The organism is Tumebacillus avium, from assembly GCF_002162355.1.
In the GTDB taxonomy this organism is placed as follows: domain Bacteria; phylum Bacillota; class Bacilli; order Tumebacillales; family Tumebacillaceae; genus Tumebacillus_A; species Tumebacillus_A avium.
Window position 1 is genome coordinate 4,527,633 of record NZ_CP021434.1, and the last position, 16,747, is coordinate 4,544,379.

Below are 16,747 nucleotides of genomic sequence, written 5' to 3' on the forward strand. Positions count from 1 at the left end.
GAGGTGTCGTCGTATTTAATTATATTCGATTATAGCAGTATTGTTCTTTGGTTGCAAGGATAGTTGTCCCTAGTTCGGCTGCCTATCTTTGTCCTTCGGCCGAACGATCGCCGGACGCTGGTTCTTGTATTGCATCGGCGTGCGGACGATGATCTCCCAAAGCGCCTTAAAGTTCAGCGGGAACAAAGGCCAGAGGTACGGCCGAGAGATCGACTTGGTGCGGGCGAGCAAAATAAACCACAAGGCGACCGCCGCCACCAGCCCGTACCAGTCCAGAAACGCCACCGCCAAGATGAAAAACATCCGAGTCAGGCGGTTGGCCATCGACAGTTCATAGCTTGGTGTGGCAAACATCCCGATCGCCGCCACCGCCAGATACAAGATTGATTCGGGTGAAAACAGACCGACTTTGACGGCGATGTCGCCGATCAGCACCGCCGCGATCAAGCCCATCGCGGTCGCCAGTGGTGATGGCGTGTGAATGGCGGCCATCCGCATCATGTCGATCCCGACATCGGCCAGCAGGAACTGCAGGATGATCGGGATCGCCCCGACTTCATCCGGCCCGAGGAACTCCAAAGGCAGCGGCAGCCATTCGCGGTGGATCAGCGTAAACAGCACCCAGAGCGGAATCAGGAACAAGGATGCCAAAATCCCCAGGAACCGCACCCAGCGCACATAGGCGCCAACCGCCGGATTTTCGCGAAACTCTTCGGCATGCTGCACGTGGTGAAAAATTGTCGTCGGCGTGATCATCACGCTTGGCGAGGTGTCCACATAGATCAGCACATGCCCTTCGAGAATGTGCATCGCCGCAACGTCCGGACGCTCCGTATAGCGGACGATCGGGTAGGGGTTCCAGTTGTTGCGCTTGGTCAGCCACTCCTCGACCGATTTTTCCGCCATCGGCAGACCGTCGACGTCGATTTGCTGCAAGCGGTTTTTGATCTCGTCGACCAGCGCGTCATCCGCCACGTCCTGCAGGTACGCTACGCAGACGTCCGTCTTCGAGCGTTTGCCGATCTTCATCGTCTCCATGCGAAGTCTCGGGTCACGGATTCTCCGCCGTGTGAGCACCGTGTTTTGCACCAGCGTCTCCACAAATCCGTCACGCGAGCCGCGCACGACCCGCTCCAGCTCCGGCTCGGCCGGCGTGCGGGCCGGATAGCTGCGCGCGTCGATCAGCAACGCTGTATCGAACCCGTCAACCAAGATCGCCGTCTGGCCGGACAAGATCGCCGTGACAATTTCATTGGTTTTGGTCTGCTTCTCGACCTGCGTGTGGGCCAGATACGTCCCGGCCAGCTTCTCGATCGTGTCGACCGCCAGTTGCTCGCGCTTTAATTGCGCGAGCAGCCGCAGCACATCGTCGAGAATCGCGTCTTTCACAAATCCATTGATATACAGCAGGCAAAAATCATGCCCGGCAAACGACATCGGGCGCTTGATCATGTCAAAGCTCTCCCCGATGCCAAGCACTGTGTCAAAAAATTTCAGGTTGCTGTCCAGCCGTTTGTCCAGATTTAGATCCTGGTCGGCCGGCGGAATATCCGTTTTCTCAATGATCCGCGGCATGGTCAAATCCACTCCGTTTCAGAATTTCTAGGATCGCAGCTTTGGTGATCGGCGCGCCTTTGGCAAAATGGTCTCTGCCCTGCATCTTGCCGATGTCGCCGACGCCAACGATCATCGGCACATCGACGTCTGACAGCACGTCGACCGTGTCGCCGTAGAGCACCATGTCGCCGCTGTGCGCAGGCAGGCCGTCTTTGTCGACCGCGTCTTCGATCATCCGGCAGTTCTGGTCGATCGAAAAGTCGACATGCACCCCGTCGACCATCGGCGTGTTCGAAGCGACGGCGATCGCCCCCAGCACTTCGATGTTCGGGTGGTTGCTGACATATTCCAGCGCCCGTTCGCCATAGCCGTAGTCGCCGCTGCCGTTATCATCAAACATCACGAGCACCGGATCATGTTTGGCATGTTCGATCAGCCGCACCAACTGCTGACCGTTCAGCGGGCTCGGGTTGCCGGATGAACGGGAGATGACGCGGCATCCCACTTCAGCCGCCACTTTTTCGACCGCTTTTCTTGCGACCTGATCTCCATCTGTGATCAAAATGACTTTGCGCTTCCCCATTGATCCGTCACCCCTTCGGTCAGATTGTCAGAACGGTATTATCCCTTCGGCCGGAACAGCAGCGCCGCGAAAAAGGAAAACACGATCGCGGCGGAAATGCCGGCCGATGTCACTTCGAAGATCCCGGTGATAATGCCGACGATCCCGTTTTTTTCCGCTTCGGCCATCGCCCCGTGCACCAGCGCGTTGCCAAATGACGTGATCGGAATCGAAGCCCCGGCCCCGGCGAATTTGATCAAGGGCTCGTACAAGCCCAGCCCGTCGAGGATCGCCCCAAACACCACCAGTAAGGTCATCACGTGCGCCGGTGTCAGATTGGTCAAATCCATCATCAACTGGCCGATCACACAGATCAGGCCGCCTACAACAAACGCCCACACAAATGTCATATCGATCTCCATGCTAGACCCACTCTCCCCTTTCGATGACCACCGCGTGCGCCACGCAAGGGATCGATTCCCCCTGCTGTGTGGAGAGTGGAGAGAGCAGCGCCCCGGTGGCGCAGACGAGGATGCGGTTCAATTCCCCGCGCTCCATGCGCTTGAGCAGATGACCGTAGGTGACGACCGCGCAGCAAGCGCAGCCGGACCCGCCGGCAAAGACTTCCGCCTGATCCGGATCGAAGATCAGGATGCCGCAGTCTTTAAATTTGTCGCCAAGAAACAGGCCTTCTTCTTTCTCGAACAGCTCTTCGGCGATCTTGTGCCCGACCCGTGCCAGGTCGCCGGTGACGATCAGGTCGTAATCGTCCGGCGTGCGTCCGGTGTCTTTAAAATGCCGCGCGATCGTATCGACCGCAGCAGGCGCCATCGCCGGCCCCATCTCAAACGGCGACTTGACCCCGAGATCGACCACCTTGCCGATCGTCGCATGGGTAATGCGCGGTCCGTTGCCTTCACGCCCGACGATCGCCGCCCCCGAACCGGTCACCGTGCACTGCGCGGTCGGCGGCTTCTGCCCGCCGTATTCGGTCGGGTAGCGGAACTGCCGCTCCGCCGTCGAGTTGTGTGAAGCGGTCGCCGCCAGCGCATAGGTGGCATACCCTCCGTCCACCGTCATCGCCGCCAGCGCCAGCGACTCCATCGAGGTCGAGCAGGCGCCAAACAGTCCGAGAAACGGTGTGCCCAGCGTCCGCGCTCCGAAGTTGGCCGTCACGATCTGATTGAGCAGGTCGCCCGCGTACAGCACGTCGATCTGCTCCGCTTGCAAGTTCGCTTTTTTCATTGCCGTCTCGCAGGCTTCTTCAAACAGGCGGCGCTCCGCTTTTTCCCAAGACTCCTGCCCGACGTACGCATCCGGATGCACCGCATCAAACTCCTGGCCCAGCGGCCCTTCCCCTTCTTTGGGACCCGCCACCGCGCCGCTTGCGACCAGCACCGGCTTTGACTTGAACTCCCACGTCTGCTTCCCGATCAACCCCATCGCTCCTGTCCACCTCCCGGATTCAGTCTGATTACATCACCATTTTGAAGATCTGCTTGATCAGCGCGACAACAAACGCGGCCACCGTGCCAAACACGATCACCGGCCCGGCGACTTTAAACATCTGGCCGCCTACGCCAAGCACGAAGCCTTCGCTGCGGTGTTCGATCGCAGCCGCCGACATCGCATTGGCAAAACCGGTGACCGGCACAGCCGAACCTGCTCCGGCCCACTGCCCGATGCGGTCGTAGACGCCCAGTCCGGTGAGCAGCACAGCGATGAACACCATCACCGCCACCGTCGGGTTGCCCGCCGTCTTTTGGTCAAAATCAAAATAGGTCATGAAAAAATTCTGCACAAACTGCCCGAGCAAACAGATCGCTCCGCCGACGAGAAATGCCCGGATTGTGTTCGCGAACACAGGACGTTTCGGCACATGCTTCTGGGTCAGCTTTTTATAATCTGCCTTCGCCTTGGGTCCCTGCTTCATGGCGCATGCCTCCCTTGTCACTTGCACACCTGTCGTAATCCTATCTTTCCAAGGCAAAGGCTGTGCTATGAAAGAAAAAAGCAGGCACCTTTTGGAAAAGGTGCCTGCTTGCTTACACTCGTTTGGCGTTTGTGATCCGGTCATATTTGACGGCTGTTTGTTCCCACCAGACATATCCTCCCGCGCTGACGGCGAGAAGAGCCAGCAGAACCGCTACCCAGACCACTCGGCGCTTTGTCGTTGTACCTCTCTCCTCCATCCACCATCACCTCGCATACGCTTCTTTCGGTAGTATGGAGCAGAATGGGAGAACTTAACCGAGCTGGTCGCGAATTATCTGTAAAATCTTCTTTTCAAGGCGCGAGACCTGCACTTGCGAGATGCCGAGCACTTCGGCGACTTCCGCTTGTGTTTTGTCCCGGAAGAACCTCATAAAGACGATCAAACGCTCCCGTTCGGGCAACCGGGACAGCGCGTCATGCAGCGCCAGTTTGTCGAACCACTTGTTTTGCGTCTCGTCGGAGATCTGATCCATCAGGTAGATCGGATCGCCGTCATTTTCAAAGACGGTCTCGTGGATCGAAGCCGGCTGGCGCATCGATTCCAGCGCAAACACCACTTCGGTCGGTTCCATGCCCATCGCCTGCGCGACTTCGTTGATATGCGGCTGCCGGCCCAGCTTTTTGGCCAGCTCGTCGCGGGTGCGGCGCACTTGCCGTGCCGTTTCCTTCAGCGAGCGGGAAACTTTCACCGTCGAGTCGTCGCGCAGGAAGCGCTGGATCTCGCCGATGATCATCGGCACCGCATAGGTGGAGAATCGCACATCGTAGGAGAGATCGAACTTGTCGATCGCTTTCATCAGCCCGATGCAGCCGATCTGAAAGAGATCGTCCGCTTCATAGCCGCGGTTGAGAAAGCGCTGGACCACCGACCAGACCAGCCGCTGGTTGGAGACGATCAGCGACTCGCGGGCACTGTCATCGCCGGCTTGGGAGGACGCGATCAGGCCTTTGACCTGTTCGTCCGAATACTTTTGATGCGGGGCAGTTTTTTCAATTGCCATCCTGCATCCCCCTAGTGGTTCGCAACAGAGTGGCTATTCAGACGTTTGACCAGCCGAACACGGGTGCCCACTCCGGGTCTGCTCGTCACTTCAATCGCATCCATAAAGTTCTCCATGATCGTAAAGCCCATGCCGGAGCGCTCCAGTTCCGGCTTGGAGGTGAACAGCGGCTGGCGCGCTTCTTCCACGTCTTCGATGCCGCGGCCGTTGTCTTCGATCACCAGTTCGATCGTGCCGTCGACGATGGCGCAAGTGATCAGCACCTGGCCGTCCTGCTCTTCATACCCGTGGATGATCGCATTGGTCACCGCTTCCGAGACAACCGTTTTGATCTCCGTCAATTCCTCAAGCGTCGGGTCGAGCTGCGAGATAAACGCGGCGACCGAGACGCGGGCAAACGATTCATTTTGCGAGCGCGAGGCGAATTTCAGCTCCATGAAATTATCCATTTACGCCACCCCCGTCTCAGCAAGTGCCTGCGTTTCGCTCGGGTAGATCCGCAAAATCTTCAGCATCCCCGAAAGTTCGAACAACTTTTTCAACTGATCGTTCACCGAGCAGAGCGCCATGCGCCCGCCCGCTTGTGTCACGCGCTTGTAACGGCCGAGGATCACACCGAGGCCGGAAGAGTCCATAAAGCTCAAGTCTTCTAAATTCAACACGAGGTGCTCGGTCAAGCCGCGGTCCAATTCCGCTTCTACCTGGTTGCGCACCATTTCCGCTGTATGATGGTCAAGTTCACCCGAGAGCCTCACAATCAGCGTATCGCCGCGAACGTCTGTGGAGATTTGCAACATTGTCGTCCTGCCTCCTTGAGGAAAAAATTGCTGTCTTGTCCCCCTATTTCTACTGTGAAGAAAAGGATTCCTGCCCCTCGACAAAACGTCTGTTCAATCCCGAAAAGCCGTCAAAATTCGCAAGACGATCGAGCACTTACAAGCGTCTCGCCGCCTGTTGCACCGGGTCCCAGACCGCATTATGCGGCGGTGCATAGGCCAGATCGAGGTCGAGCAGATCATCTGCTGTCATCCCGTTCCACAAGGCGGTTGCCAGCACGTCGATGCGCTTGTCTGCCCCCGCGCGTCCCACCGCCTGCGCGCCAAGCAGCAAGCCGTCACTTTCGCGCACAATCAGCTTGACGTGCAAGGGCAGAGCGTCAGGATAATACCCGGCATGATGCAGCGTTTTTAACGTCACCGTCTTGTGCGGAATCTTCTCCTGCACGGCTTCCGCTGCTGACAGTCCGGTGCGGGCGGCGGTCAGATCAAACACTTTTAAGATCGCCGTGCCGAGCACCCCTTGGAACTCGCCAACGCCTGCTGCCATCTGCTTGCCCGCGATGCGGCCCATCTTGTTGGCATGGGTGCCAAGCGGGATGTAGTCGTCGCGTTTTTTCACGCGGTGATACTGAGTCGCCGCGTCCCCCGCTGCCCAGATGTTCGGGTGGCTGGTCTCCATTTTCGAGTTGACGTGGATCGCATCACGCACCGAAAGCGTCAGTCCGGCCGCTTTGGCCAGCTCAGAGTTGGGGACGATGCCGACGGCGACCAGCACGAGGTCGGCCGGATACGATGCCGTTTTCGTCTGCACGGCGGTCACCCGTCCGTCTGCGCCGGTTATTCCGGCGATCTCTTCCTCCAGATTGACGGTGACGCCCTTTTGCTGCATCTCTTCGCTCAAGAGGTCGGCCAGCTCTTTGTCCCACGGTCCGGCGACCTGATTGCCGCGATTGATGACGCGCACTGTTTTGCCTAAAGCATGGAAAGCTTCTGCCATTTCCAAACCGATGTAGCCGCCGCCGATGACGACCGCCTGCTGCACGCTGTTTTGTTGCGCATACGCGATGATGCGCTCGGCGTCGGCCAGCGTTTTTAGCGCAAAGACGCCTTCCAGTTGCGCGCCGTCCCAGTCGGGCAGCACAGCGCGGCCGCCGGTGGCGATCAGCAGTTTGTCATAGGGGTGCTCCGTCTCCGTTCCTTGCTGCAAGTCGCGGACGGTCACCGTCTGCCCCTTGGGGTCGATCGCCACCGCTTCGTGGAGGATCGTTGCGTTCATGTTGTATTTTTCTTGAAACGCCTCGCGCGTGCGTGCAATCAGCTTTTCAGCCGACGGGATGTAGCCGCCAATATAATACGGCAGCCCGCACTGGGCATAGGAGTACGTTGTTCCTTTTTCAAATATGGTGATGCCGGCATTCGGATGAGTCCGCCTGATCTGCATGGCGGCGCTCATTCCGGCGGCATCTCCGCCGATCACGACAAAACGGTCCATCGTTGTCACGCTCCCTGTCATGGCATTACGAATTACCATTTTAGCCACAGGATAGCATGAATAAACGATGAACCGTTTCTTTTTTGCACAAAACTAGTTCAGGACTTTTTTGAACAGTTTGTCAATCTCTTCATTAAAGAGTGGTCCTTGCACCATCTGCACGACCTTGCCTTCGCTGTCGATCAAAAAGGAGGTCGGGATGACCAGCACATGATATTTGTCGGCGACTTTGCCTTCCTCATCCAGCACGTTCGGGAACTCGACCCGAAACTTTTTCAAAAACGCTTCCGATACGGACGGCGAATCCTGATCGGCAAGGTTTACACCAAAGAACTGCACCTTGTCGTGATACAACTCCGCCGAATCGGCGAGATCTTCCATCTCCATCCGGCACGGGGTACACCACGACGCCCAGAAATTGAGCAGCACCGGCTTGCCGCGAAACTCGCTCAGCTTGTGTTTGTTTCCTTGATAATCGACCAGTTCAAAATCGGGCGCGTATTGCCCGGCTTTGATCCCGATCGCCGCTTGCGCTTCCTCCGCTCCTGCCGTTACCGGAACGCCTGTCACCCACAGCAGTGACAGCAGACTCAGCAGCAAAAAGGTGCGCTTCCCACCTTTCGTCACATGCATCCGCTCCTTTCCAGTCTTCTCAGGAACAGGATGCCCAAACAAAAGGAAGAAAACGCACCGACTTCAGCTGCCGTCCCTGGCGAGGGCGCGATGCAGCAAGATCTGCACCGGCTGCGAGATTACTTCATAACTGCCGACCACAAACCCATGCGGCCTGACGCCGCCCGACCGCCCCTGCAGCTCCAGCAAAAACTCGCCAACTGCAGCCGGCAGCCGGTCCTGGCGGGTCAAAAGCAGCGGGATCTCCCGACCCCGGTTGGACAAGGCGGCCGCCGCCGCGCCAAACGCCCACTGATCGGCCGGCACCAGCGCCAGTCCCCGGCCGCTCTGTTCCTTTCTGCCAAATCCAAACTTGACCTTGCCTTTGCGCAGCTTTGCCAGCTCCACCGATGTCTCGTAGCCGTCCCGGCCGCCGATCCACGCTTCGATCTTCGAACCCAGCTTCCGCACCTCGCTGCCAAGCGTCGGCGGCAGGTAAGATTCTGGTGCGGCGACGATCAGCTTCTGACGAGGGTGGCTGCGCAAAAAACGGATCGCCATATCGGACAGACCCCGCTCCGATGCAAAGAGGACCGGCGCCCCGGTCGCTGCGGCGAAGCTTCCGGCAGCAATCCCGCCGCCCAGCGGATCGGCAGACACCAGCAAAGCATGGCCGCTGCCGGTGAGCGGTTCAAACGCGGCGATCTTGCCCACCGTGTCCCATTGGTCATGTCCGATCAGATGCGCCGCCGAAAAGCCGAGCTCCGCGAGCTGGTGCAAAACGTTTGCATGCATCGCGCCCAGCACGATCACCTGTCCAGGCAACCCCTTGCCCTGCGGCGACAGGCGGATCAGTTCGCGGGACACGCTCTCTTCCAACTGCTCCCCTTCCGTATAGAGCAGGACCGCATCGAACGGGCGGTGCAAAAGACGTGCGGCGGCGAGCGCCAACGGGTAGGAATCGGGACGCGCGAGCAGCACGGCGTTGGGCCGCCTGGCCGGAAAAACGGTTTGGGCGATGCCAATCGCCGCGCTGACCGGATCGTTGCACAAGATGCGTGTGGTGAAAGTTGTCGAAACTTGTTGTAAAATAGGATGCCAACGTTCGTTCACCAGAAGCCCCCTTTCCGGGCAGTCGGTTCGTCGTTACACATTCTATTCACAATTTATGCAGTGAATTTGGGACTATTGACTAGACAGTTAACGTTGCAGATGGTATATTGTTCAGGAAATATGTATAAGCTGTATAACATTTAAGTCGTGATTTTCTTTCACGAATTGACTTCAGCGGTATTCCTTTCTTTTGTACGCTGTAGTACAATAAAGAGGAAAATAAAGATTAATTTAGCTTTAGGGTGGGAGGGAACCCAAATGCCTACATCTTTAGGACAAAAAATCAAAGAACTTCGAATCATGAAGGGTCTCACTCAAAGTGACCTTGGCTCCGGCATGGTCACCCCGAGTATGATTTCGCAGATCGAAGCGGACAAAGCCAATCCATCTCATAAATTGCTCTGCGCCATCGCAGAAAAGCTTGAGACTTCGGTGGACTACTTCTTGTCTGACATGCAAACCAAGCTCGAACAAACGAGCACTTACAAGCTGGCCAAAGCGTACATGGAATCGGTGGAATACGACAAAGCAATCTCGCTGCTTGAAGAACTCCTCGACAATCCGGCGCCGCACCTGCAGCTGACCAACATATCGTTCGACCTGGCAAACTGCTACCTGCATGTGGAGCAGTTTGAACGTGCAACCGAACTCTTTGAAGACGTTCTGGACAGCGCGATCCGCTCCGGCGAACACAACATCGCAGTGCTTGCGCTGAACAAGCTGGGCGTGATCCAACTGCGCAAAGAAAACCTGCTGCTCGCTCAATTCCACTGGAAGAAAGCGTACCAGGTGCTGTCCCGCACCGAGGGCATCGACGTGTCGACGAAAGCATTCGTCATCACCAACCTCGGGATGGTTAACTTGAAACTCGGTGAGTATAACGATGCACTTAAATATTACACCGAATCCTACCACCTGCTGCAAGGTACTAATTACCTAAAATTAATTGGGGAAACTTACAACGGTTTGGGACACGCAAATAAAGAGTTGAAAAACTACAAAAAAGCCGTTGAACATACACAAGATGCGATTGCAATTTTCAAGTCTTTGAACTTGATTAAAGCTTCTTACGACTGCAAAGTCAACCTCGCGATGATCAAAGGCGACGAAGGTCGAGTGGAAGATGCGCTGGCGCTGCTGGAAGAATGCATGGAAGGCTTCTCCAAGCACGGCAACGACTTCGACAACGCCAACGTGAACAGCGAGATCGCGCGTCTGCTCCTGAAGGAAAGCCGCTTCAAAGATGCAGAATCACACTGCAAGCAAGCGTTGGAACTGCTCGAGCCGGGCATCCGCGAGACCGCTTTCGTGTTCCGCACCTTGGCGGAAGTAGAACTGGGCTTGGAAGAGTTTGACTCTGCGATCGAGTTCGCTGAAAAAGCGATCGAACTGTTCCAGCAGTTCGATATGATCGGCCAAATCACCAAGACCTACGCCCTGCTTGGCGAGATCTACAAGTCCCGCGGCGACTTCCTGGCTGCGACCGAGTCTCTGCAAAAGATGCAGAGCATCGTCGAGTCGAACCTGCGCGAACGCGTACTGATCATGTAACAAGATCACGAAAAATGTTGAACCCCTGTTTCTTTATGAGAGACAGGGGTTCTTTTATGACTACTTTCGGATAATCAGTAAATTACGGCAATTCAAGACGTGCCACCAGCGGGTAATGATCGGACGCTGCACTCTGCACGGTAAACACATTTCCGACTGAAAACTCCTTGGAGACGAGGATCGAGTCGATCTGCTTGCCGGCGGCCGGCAAGGTCACCAGCGGCACACGGGACACGTGTTGCAGCTCCTGAGTCCAAGGGCCCAGCTCATCGCTGTCAGGTGTCGTATTAAAGTCCCCCATGACGATCAAGGGCAGTCCCACGCCGGAAAATTCCTGTTGCAGCAAGTTTACGTGTCCGATGCGCTCGTCATGGTTGAGGCCCAAATGCGTCACCGCCACGGCAACTTGCCGCCCGTGGATGTTTAAGGTGGCGAGGAGTGCGGAACGATTTTCTTTCTCCGAGGAGAGCGGGATCTGTTTGACCGCTTCGATCGGGTATTTGGAGAGCAGCAGGTTGCCGTATTCGAACGGCCCGATCTTCAGCGCCGGTGCAAAGCGGTATTCCAGCCCCAGCGCCTCGCCGATCGCTTTGGCCTGATCTTGCAGCCCGGAGCGCGGGGAGAAACGTTCCACCTCCTGCAGGCCGATGATGTCCGCTTCCAGCTCTTTCAGTTCATCGATCGTCCGCTCCAGGTCGAGATCGCCCTGGGCGCTTTTTCCGATATGAATGTTGTAGGTAACCGCTTTCAGAGAGATCGCGCCGCTGTGGAGATCCTGACTCGGAAACGTCCCCTGCCCTTCGACACCGACTTTATTTGAAAACAGCACCAAGATCCCGACAGCAACCAACGTGAGTTTCTTCCAAAAGCGTTTCATCTCCCCAGCCCCCTCTGCAAGTTACCAACTTGTCCAATTTATTAAAATTATCAGATTATTTTAGTTTTGAAAAAAGGCACCCCGCAATCTCTGCGAGATGCCCTCTCATTTGCTTGTGGAGCGGAAGACGGGATTCGAACCCGCGACCCTCGCCTTGGCAAGGCGATGCTCTACCCCTGAGCCACTTCCGCATACAGGATGTATGCGTCCCACGTTGCGACAGGACGTCGCGTTCTTAGTGGGGCTACCATCGTCCCACGTTGCGACAGGACGTCGCGTTCTTAGTGGGGCTACATTTAAAAAATGGTGCCTTTTACCGGAATCGAACCGATGACCTCATCCTTACCATGGATGCGCTCTACCTACTGAGCTAAAAAGGCGTGTATGGCTCCTCAAACAGGACTCGAACCTGTGACCATCCGATTAACAGTCGGGCGCTCTACCAACTGAGCTATTGAGGAACAATGGTGGAGATAAGCGGATTCGAACCGCTGACCCCCTGCTTGCAAGGCAGGTGCTCTACCAACTGAGCTATACCCCCGCTGGACTGGTTGTCCAAGTGGTGCCGAAGGTGGGACTCGAACCCACAAAATCACGATTTTGAGTCGCGCACGTATGCCAATTCCATCACTTCGGCAAGAAAATGGTGGAGAGAGAAGGATTCGAACCTTCGAAGCTTTCGCAACGGATTTACAGTCCGCCCCATTTGGCCACTTTGGTATCTCTCCATATGAAGATGGTAGCGGCGGAGGGACTTGAACCCCCGACCTACCGGGTATGAACCGGTCGCTCTAGCCAACTGAGCTACACCGCCACGATGTGTGTAAAGTAAGTGGCGGAGAGAGGGGGATTCGAACCCCCGAGACGTTTTAGGCGCCTACACGATTTCCAATCGTGCTCCTTCGACCAAACTCGGACATCTCTCCACTTAATAAGTTTTCGTGTCAGGCGCGCTAGTAGCAGCGGCGACATGACTAAATATATCACGGGTCTCGTCCACACTCAATCGTCAAATTCGGCAGAAATCAGACAAATTATGCACAGGGAACTCAATTATCATTCACTATCTTGTCCGCACTACTTTTTTCGTATGCATGAAAAAACCTCATCCCTAAGGATGAGGTTTGGAGTTTACACCACGTCGTACCCGGCGTCTTCGATCGCATCACGCATCTTGTTCAGATCGTATTTGTCCGAATCGTAGGTGACCGCCACGCGGCCCTCCTCCAAGTCGACGTCGACCGCAACCGCGCCGACTTCTTTCAATGCGCCTTCCACCGCGCTTTTGCAGTGTCCGCAAGACATGCCTTTGACATTAAACGTGAATGAAGTCATCTTGGTGATCCTCCTTATTGTCCAGCGTCAATTTTGACGCGTTTTAACCGCAGTGCATTGGTGACGACCGACACCGAGCTGAACGCCATCGCTGCACCCGCCACCCACGGCAGGAGCAGACCCGATGCGGCAATCGGGATGCCGATCACGTTGTAGGCCAGCGCCCAGAACAGATTTTGCCGGATGTTGCGAATGGTGGCGCGCGACAGGCGCACCGCTTTGGCTACACCTTCCAGCTCTGCCCCCATCAAGGTCACGTCGGCCGCTTCGATCGCCACATCGGCGCCGGTGCCAACCGCAATCCCGACATCGGCCATCGCCAGGGCAGGCGCATCATTGATGCCGTCCCCGACCATCGCAACGACGTGGCCGGCGCTCTTGTAGCGTTTGACCGCGTTGGCCTTGTCTTCCGGCAGCACTTCCGCCTGCACCTCATCGACACCGACTTGGGCTGCGATCGCCTGCGCGGTTTTGCGGTTGTCACCGGTGATCATCACCACTTTCAGGCCCAACGCTTTCAGTTCGGCAATCGCCGCTCTGGACGTTTCTTTGACGGTGTCGGCCACAGCGATCAGACCTGCGACCACTCCGTCTGCCGCGACGATCATCGCCGTCTTCCCGTCCCCTTCCAGACGCTCCAGCTCCGCTTCTGCCGGGCTGTAGTCGATGCCCGACTCCAACATCAGGCGGCGGGTGCCGATCAGCAGGAGACGGCCGTCTACGACGGCACGCACGCCGCGCCCGGTGATCGCTTCAAACTGCTCAGGGTCGTCCAGCGCGCCCTCCTCATCGATGCCCGCCCGGACGATCGCCGTCGCCAGCGGATGTTCGGAATGCTTCTCGGCGCGTCCGGCCAGATGCAACAGCTCCGTTTCCGAGCGGAACGCATCGCCGAGCAGCACCGCATCGGTGACGGCCGGCTGCCCTTTGGTGATCGTGCCCGTCTTGTCGAGCAGGATCACGCTCACCTTTTGTAGGTTCTCCAGATGTTCGCCGCCTTTAAACAGAATTCCGTTTTCCGCACCCTTGCCTGTGCCAACCATGATCGAGGTCGGCGTGGCGAGACCCAAGGCGCACGGGCAGGCGATGACCAGCACAGCCGTTGCGTTCATCAGGGCCACCGTCAGCGCCTCATTAAAGCCGGCATCGACGAGGAAGAACCAGATCAGGAACGTCAAGAGCGCGATGCCGACGACGATCGGGACGAAAATGCCGGAGATGACATCCGCCATGCGCTGGATCGGCGCTTTTGAGCCTTGCGCCTCTTCGACGACGCGGATGATCTGAGCCAGCGCCGTGTCTTTGCCGACCTTGTCGGCGGTGAAGCGCAGCGCGCCGTTTTTGTTCAGCGTGGCGCCAAAGACGGCGTCGCCCGGCTTTTTGTCGACCGGGATCGATTCGCCGGTCAGCATCGACTCATCGACAGACGACAAGCCGTCGAGCACCGTGCCGTCGACCGGAATCTTTTCGCCCGGCCGCACCAGCACGACATCGCCTTGCACGACGTCTTCGATCTTCACTTCCACCTCACGACCGTCGCGCAGCACCGTCGCCGTTTTCGCCTGCAGGTTCATCAGCTTTTTGATCGCGTCTGATGTGCGCGTCTTGGCGAGATGCTCGAAAATCTTGCCGAGCTGGATCAGCGTGATGATGATCACGCTCGTTTCGAAGTAGACGTGTTGTTCACCGCGCGCCATCATCCAAACGGAGTAAAAATAGGCGGCCGATGTGCCCAGCACCACCAGCACGTCCATGTTGGCGCTTTTGTTGCGCAGCGCCTTGAAGGCGCCGACATAGAATCTGAAGCCGGCCACAAACTGAATCGGCGTGGCCAGGATCAGCTGCACCCACGGTTCCATCAGGAGTCCGGGCGCGATGTTGATGCCGATCATCGCCAGCATCCCGTGCAGGAACGGCAGCGACAGGACGGCGGAGAAGATAAACAGGCCGATCTGCCGTCGCCACGCTTTCTCGCCATCCTCCGGATTGGCTTCCTCCTCCATCGGGGCGGCTCCGTAACCAAGCTTCTCGATGCGTTTGATGATGTCTTGCGCCTGCAATTTATCTTCGTCAAAAGTGACGGTCGCGCGCTCCATCGTCAAGTTGACGTTGGCCGCATCGACACCGTCCATTTTGCCCACGACTTTTTCAATCCGGGCGGAGCAGGCCGCACATGTCATGCCGGTCACTTGCAGCGTTACTTTTTGTTCGCTCATCTGAACCATACCCCCCTATGGTATGTATCATATCCTTCTATGCAGAGATTGTCAACACGCGGCAAGCAGAAAAATAGATAAAAAGCCAAGGAGAGTATCCCCTTGGCCTACGTACAAGATGTACCGTATCCCGCGTTGTGACATGACGTCACGATCTTAGCGGGTTTCCCTTATGCTTTGAACTGCTCCATCATCGCGTCGAGTTTCGAAGAGATCTTCTCCAGTTCCTCGGCGACCTGCACCACTTCTTCCGAAGCGGAGATCGCTTTATCCGTTTCGACCGACATTTCGGCCGCTGCGGAGGACTGCTCCGACGCCGCTTCTTCCACGATGCGCACGATCTCGCTCATCGAAGAGACGCTGGTCGAGATCATGTCAAATTCTTCGGAGACCTGCTCGCCTTTCGTGCGGATCTTTTCGGTGGTGTCTTTGAGCAGGTGCGACTTCTCAGCGACCGCATCCGACTCATCGCGGATCTTATCGAGGATCTGCGCGATCTTCGATGTCGCCGACGCCGTCTCATCGGCCAGGGAGCGGATCTCGCTGGTCACCACGGCAAAGCCGCGGCCCGCTTCCCCCGCCCGTGCCGACTCGATCGCCGCGTTGAGCGCCAGCAGGTTGGTCTGCTGGGAGATGTTGACGATGATGTCGATGATCTGGGCGATGTTTTTCGTTTCGTCCTGCAGGCTTTTGACTTTCTGCGCGTTGTCGTTGGCGGTAACCAATGCTTCCTTGGTCACATCCAGAATCTCGCGCACCCGGTCGGTGCCGGTGTCAACCGACTGCTGGACTTCGGTGTTCTTATCGGACAGCGAAGAGGAATACGCGCTGACCTGCTGGGCCAGCCCGGCCACGTTCTGAATGCCGACCGCCGTCTCCTGCAGCGCAGCCGAAGCGTGCGTGGAGGAGGAAGCGACCGTCTTGGCTTCCTTCAGGACTTCTTCTGCCGTCAACTGCAGCTTCTTGGACAAGGAGCGCATCGTTTCGGTTGCAGAGGACAGCTCCTCGTTGCGCACGGAGATGTCGGCGACGAGCTCTTCCGTCTTGTCGCGCTCTGCTTTGAGCAGACCGCGCTGGGTGAACTCTTTGCGCAGTTCGCTCTCCTGCATGAAGCAGGTGAACATCCCGGCAAAGTTGGTCGAGAACAGGAAAAACGCATCGGTCAAAAGGTTCATTGTCGATGTGGAGGTCATAAACGCCATGCCGAACCACGCGGCGAAAATCGCCGTGCCCAACACGCTTGCATAGCGGAAACGCAGCCGCGACATCGTGTAGATGAAAATAAACAACATCATCATGCCATAATACAAAAACGATGCGTGCGGCGCGAGATACATCATGTACACCACGCCAAAACCGGACACGGTCGGGAACAGCAGCAACAAGGGCTGCATCAGGCGCTCAAAATACTTCGTGTACGACAGAATGAACGCAAGCAAGGTCAGCGGAATGGTCAAAGCAAACCGGATCAACCAAAACTGATCTTTCACTTCCGGCACCAGCCATACGTCAAGTGCGGCAAAAACGAGCGACAATCCCAAGCCCATCAATAGCCCCATACGGGCCAGGTTGACCGACTTCAGATAAAAGTCATGCTGAAACAGCCTCTCTTGCAGTCTTTTTTCGTTTGTCACAGTTCCACCCCTACACTATGAAT

16 protein-coding genes and 8 tRNA genes are annotated in these 16,747 nt (G+C 56.8%); 1 reads left to right on the top strand and 23 read right to left on the bottom strand.

What is annotated here, in order from left to right; translation table 11 throughout:
• Positions 1-69 precede the first annotated feature (69 nt).
• The 11 genes from CBW65_RS20895 to CBW65_RS20945 form a co-directional block, all read right to left on the bottom strand.
• Positions 70-1,575: a spore germination protein gene (locus CBW65_RS20895; protein ID WP_087458505.1), complete on the bottom strand. Its 1,506-nt coding sequence runs from the start codon at positions 1,573-1,575 to the stop codon at positions 70-72.
• Positions 1,559-2,140 (bottom strand): stage V sporulation protein SpoVABEA, encoded by a 582-nt coding sequence (locus CBW65_RS20900; RefSeq protein ID WP_087458506.1) that lies wholly within the window; start codon positions 2,138-2,140, stop codon positions 1,559-1,561. The genes CBW65_RS20895 and CBW65_RS20900 overlap by 17 nt, the downstream gene beginning before the upstream one ends.
• A 38-nt stretch (positions 2,141-2,178) precedes the next feature.
• Complete coding sequence (gene spoVAE, locus CBW65_RS20905) at positions 2,179-2,529, bottom strand: stage V sporulation protein AE (protein WP_087459324.1); 351 nt, start codon at positions 2,527-2,529, stop codon at positions 2,179-2,181.
• Between the two features lie 13 nt (positions 2,530-2,542).
• Positions 2,543-3,562 (bottom strand): stage V sporulation protein AD, encoded by a 1,020-nt coding sequence (spoVAD, locus tag CBW65_RS20910; protein WP_087458507.1) that lies wholly within the window; start codon positions 3,560-3,562, stop codon positions 2,543-2,545.
• 31 nt (positions 3,563-3,593) lie between these two features.
• Complete coding sequence (gene spoVAC, locus CBW65_RS20915) at positions 3,594-4,052, bottom strand: stage V sporulation protein AC (RefSeq protein ID WP_087458508.1); 459 nt, start codon at positions 4,050-4,052, stop codon at positions 3,594-3,596.
• Positions 4,053-4,365: 313 nt separating this feature from the next.
• Complete coding sequence (gene sigF, locus CBW65_RS20920; RefSeq protein ID WP_087458509.1) at positions 4,366-5,115, bottom strand: RNA polymerase sporulation sigma factor SigF; 750 nt, start codon at positions 5,113-5,115, stop codon at positions 4,366-4,368.
• An 11-nt stretch (positions 5,116-5,126) separates the two neighbouring features.
• The gene (gene spoIIAB, locus CBW65_RS20925) at positions 5,127-5,564 is read right to left on the bottom strand and encodes an anti-sigma F factor (protein WP_087458510.1); all 438 of its coding nucleotides are present in this window, start codon (positions 5,562-5,564) and stop codon (positions 5,127-5,129) included.
• Positions 5,565-5,912, bottom strand: a complete 348-nt coding sequence (gene spoIIAA, locus CBW65_RS20930; protein ID WP_087458511.1) for an anti-sigma F factor antagonist — start codon at positions 5,910-5,912, stop codon at positions 5,565-5,567. It lies immediately after the preceding gene.
• A 136-nt stretch (positions 5,913-6,048) separates the two neighbouring features.
• Entirely contained in the window at positions 6,049-7,386 is a 1,338-nt protein-coding gene (locus tag CBW65_RS20935) for an FAD-dependent oxidoreductase (RefSeq protein WP_087458512.1), read from the bottom strand.
• A gap of 93 nt (positions 7,387-7,479) precedes the next feature.
• Positions 7,480-8,013, bottom strand: coding sequence for a TlpA family protein disulfide reductase (locus tag CBW65_RS20940; protein ID WP_157722103.1), 534 nt, complete (start codon positions 8,011-8,013; stop codon positions 7,480-7,482).
• Positions 8,014-8,082: 69 nt separating this feature from the next.
• Complete coding sequence (locus tag CBW65_RS20945) at positions 8,083-9,111, bottom strand: cell wall-binding repeat-containing protein (RefSeq protein ID WP_087458514.1); 1,029 nt, start codon at positions 9,109-9,111, stop codon at positions 8,083-8,085.
• Between the two features lie 258 nt (positions 9,112-9,369).
• On the opposite strand from CBW65_RS20945, the gene CBW65_RS20950 reads away from it, so the two are divergent.
• Entirely contained in the window at positions 9,370-10,662 is a 1,293-nt protein-coding gene (locus tag CBW65_RS20950; protein WP_087458515.1) for a helix-turn-helix domain-containing protein, read from the top strand.
• A gap of 82 nt (positions 10,663-10,744) precedes the next feature.
• Here CBW65_RS20950 and CBW65_RS20955 read toward each other — a convergent pair whose 3' ends face one another.
• The 12 genes from CBW65_RS20955 to CBW65_RS21010 form a co-directional block, all read right to left on the bottom strand.
• Entirely contained in the window at positions 10,745-11,539 is a 795-nt protein-coding gene (locus CBW65_RS20955) for an endonuclease/exonuclease/phosphatase family protein (RefSeq protein WP_087458516.1), read from the bottom strand.
• Between the two features lie 116 nt (positions 11,540-11,655).
• A tRNA-Gly gene (locus CBW65_RS20960) sits at positions 11,656-11,730 on the bottom strand.
• A 113-nt stretch (positions 11,731-11,843) separates the two neighbouring features.
• A tRNA-Thr gene (locus tag CBW65_RS20965) sits at positions 11,844-11,919 on the bottom strand.
• A gap of 5 nt (positions 11,920-11,924) precedes the next feature.
• A tRNA-Asn gene (locus CBW65_RS20970) sits at positions 11,925-12,000 on the bottom strand.
• 4 nt (positions 12,001-12,004) lie between these two features.
• A tRNA-Ala gene (locus tag CBW65_RS20975) sits at positions 12,005-12,080 on the bottom strand.
• Positions 12,081-12,099: 19 nt separating this feature from the next.
• Positions 12,100-12,176 (bottom strand) — tRNA-Leu (locus CBW65_RS20980).
• Between the two features lie 7 nt (positions 12,177-12,183).
• Positions 12,184-12,267: transfer RNA gene (locus CBW65_RS20985), tRNA-Tyr, on the bottom strand.
• Between the two features lie 9 nt (positions 12,268-12,276).
• Positions 12,277-12,353 (bottom strand) — tRNA-Met (locus tag CBW65_RS20990).
• Positions 12,354-12,372: 19 nt separating this feature from the next.
• Positions 12,373-12,465: transfer RNA gene (locus tag CBW65_RS20995), tRNA-Ser, on the bottom strand.
• 205 nt (positions 12,466-12,670) lie between these two features.
• Positions 12,671-12,874, bottom strand: a complete 204-nt coding sequence (locus CBW65_RS21000; protein ID WP_087458517.1) for a cation transporter — start codon at positions 12,872-12,874, stop codon at positions 12,671-12,673.
• Between the two features lie 14 nt (positions 12,875-12,888).
• On the bottom strand, positions 12,889-15,090 hold the full coding sequence (locus CBW65_RS21005) for a heavy metal translocating P-type ATPase (protein WP_087458518.1): 2,202 nt from the start codon (positions 15,088-15,090) through the stop codon (positions 12,889-12,891).
• A gap of 170 nt (positions 15,091-15,260) precedes the next feature.
• On the bottom strand, positions 15,261-16,724 hold the full coding sequence (locus CBW65_RS21010; RefSeq protein ID WP_087458519.1) for a methyl-accepting chemotaxis protein: 1,464 nt from the start codon (positions 16,722-16,724) through the stop codon (positions 15,261-15,263).
• Between the last annotated feature and the right edge of the window lie 23 nt (positions 16,725-16,747).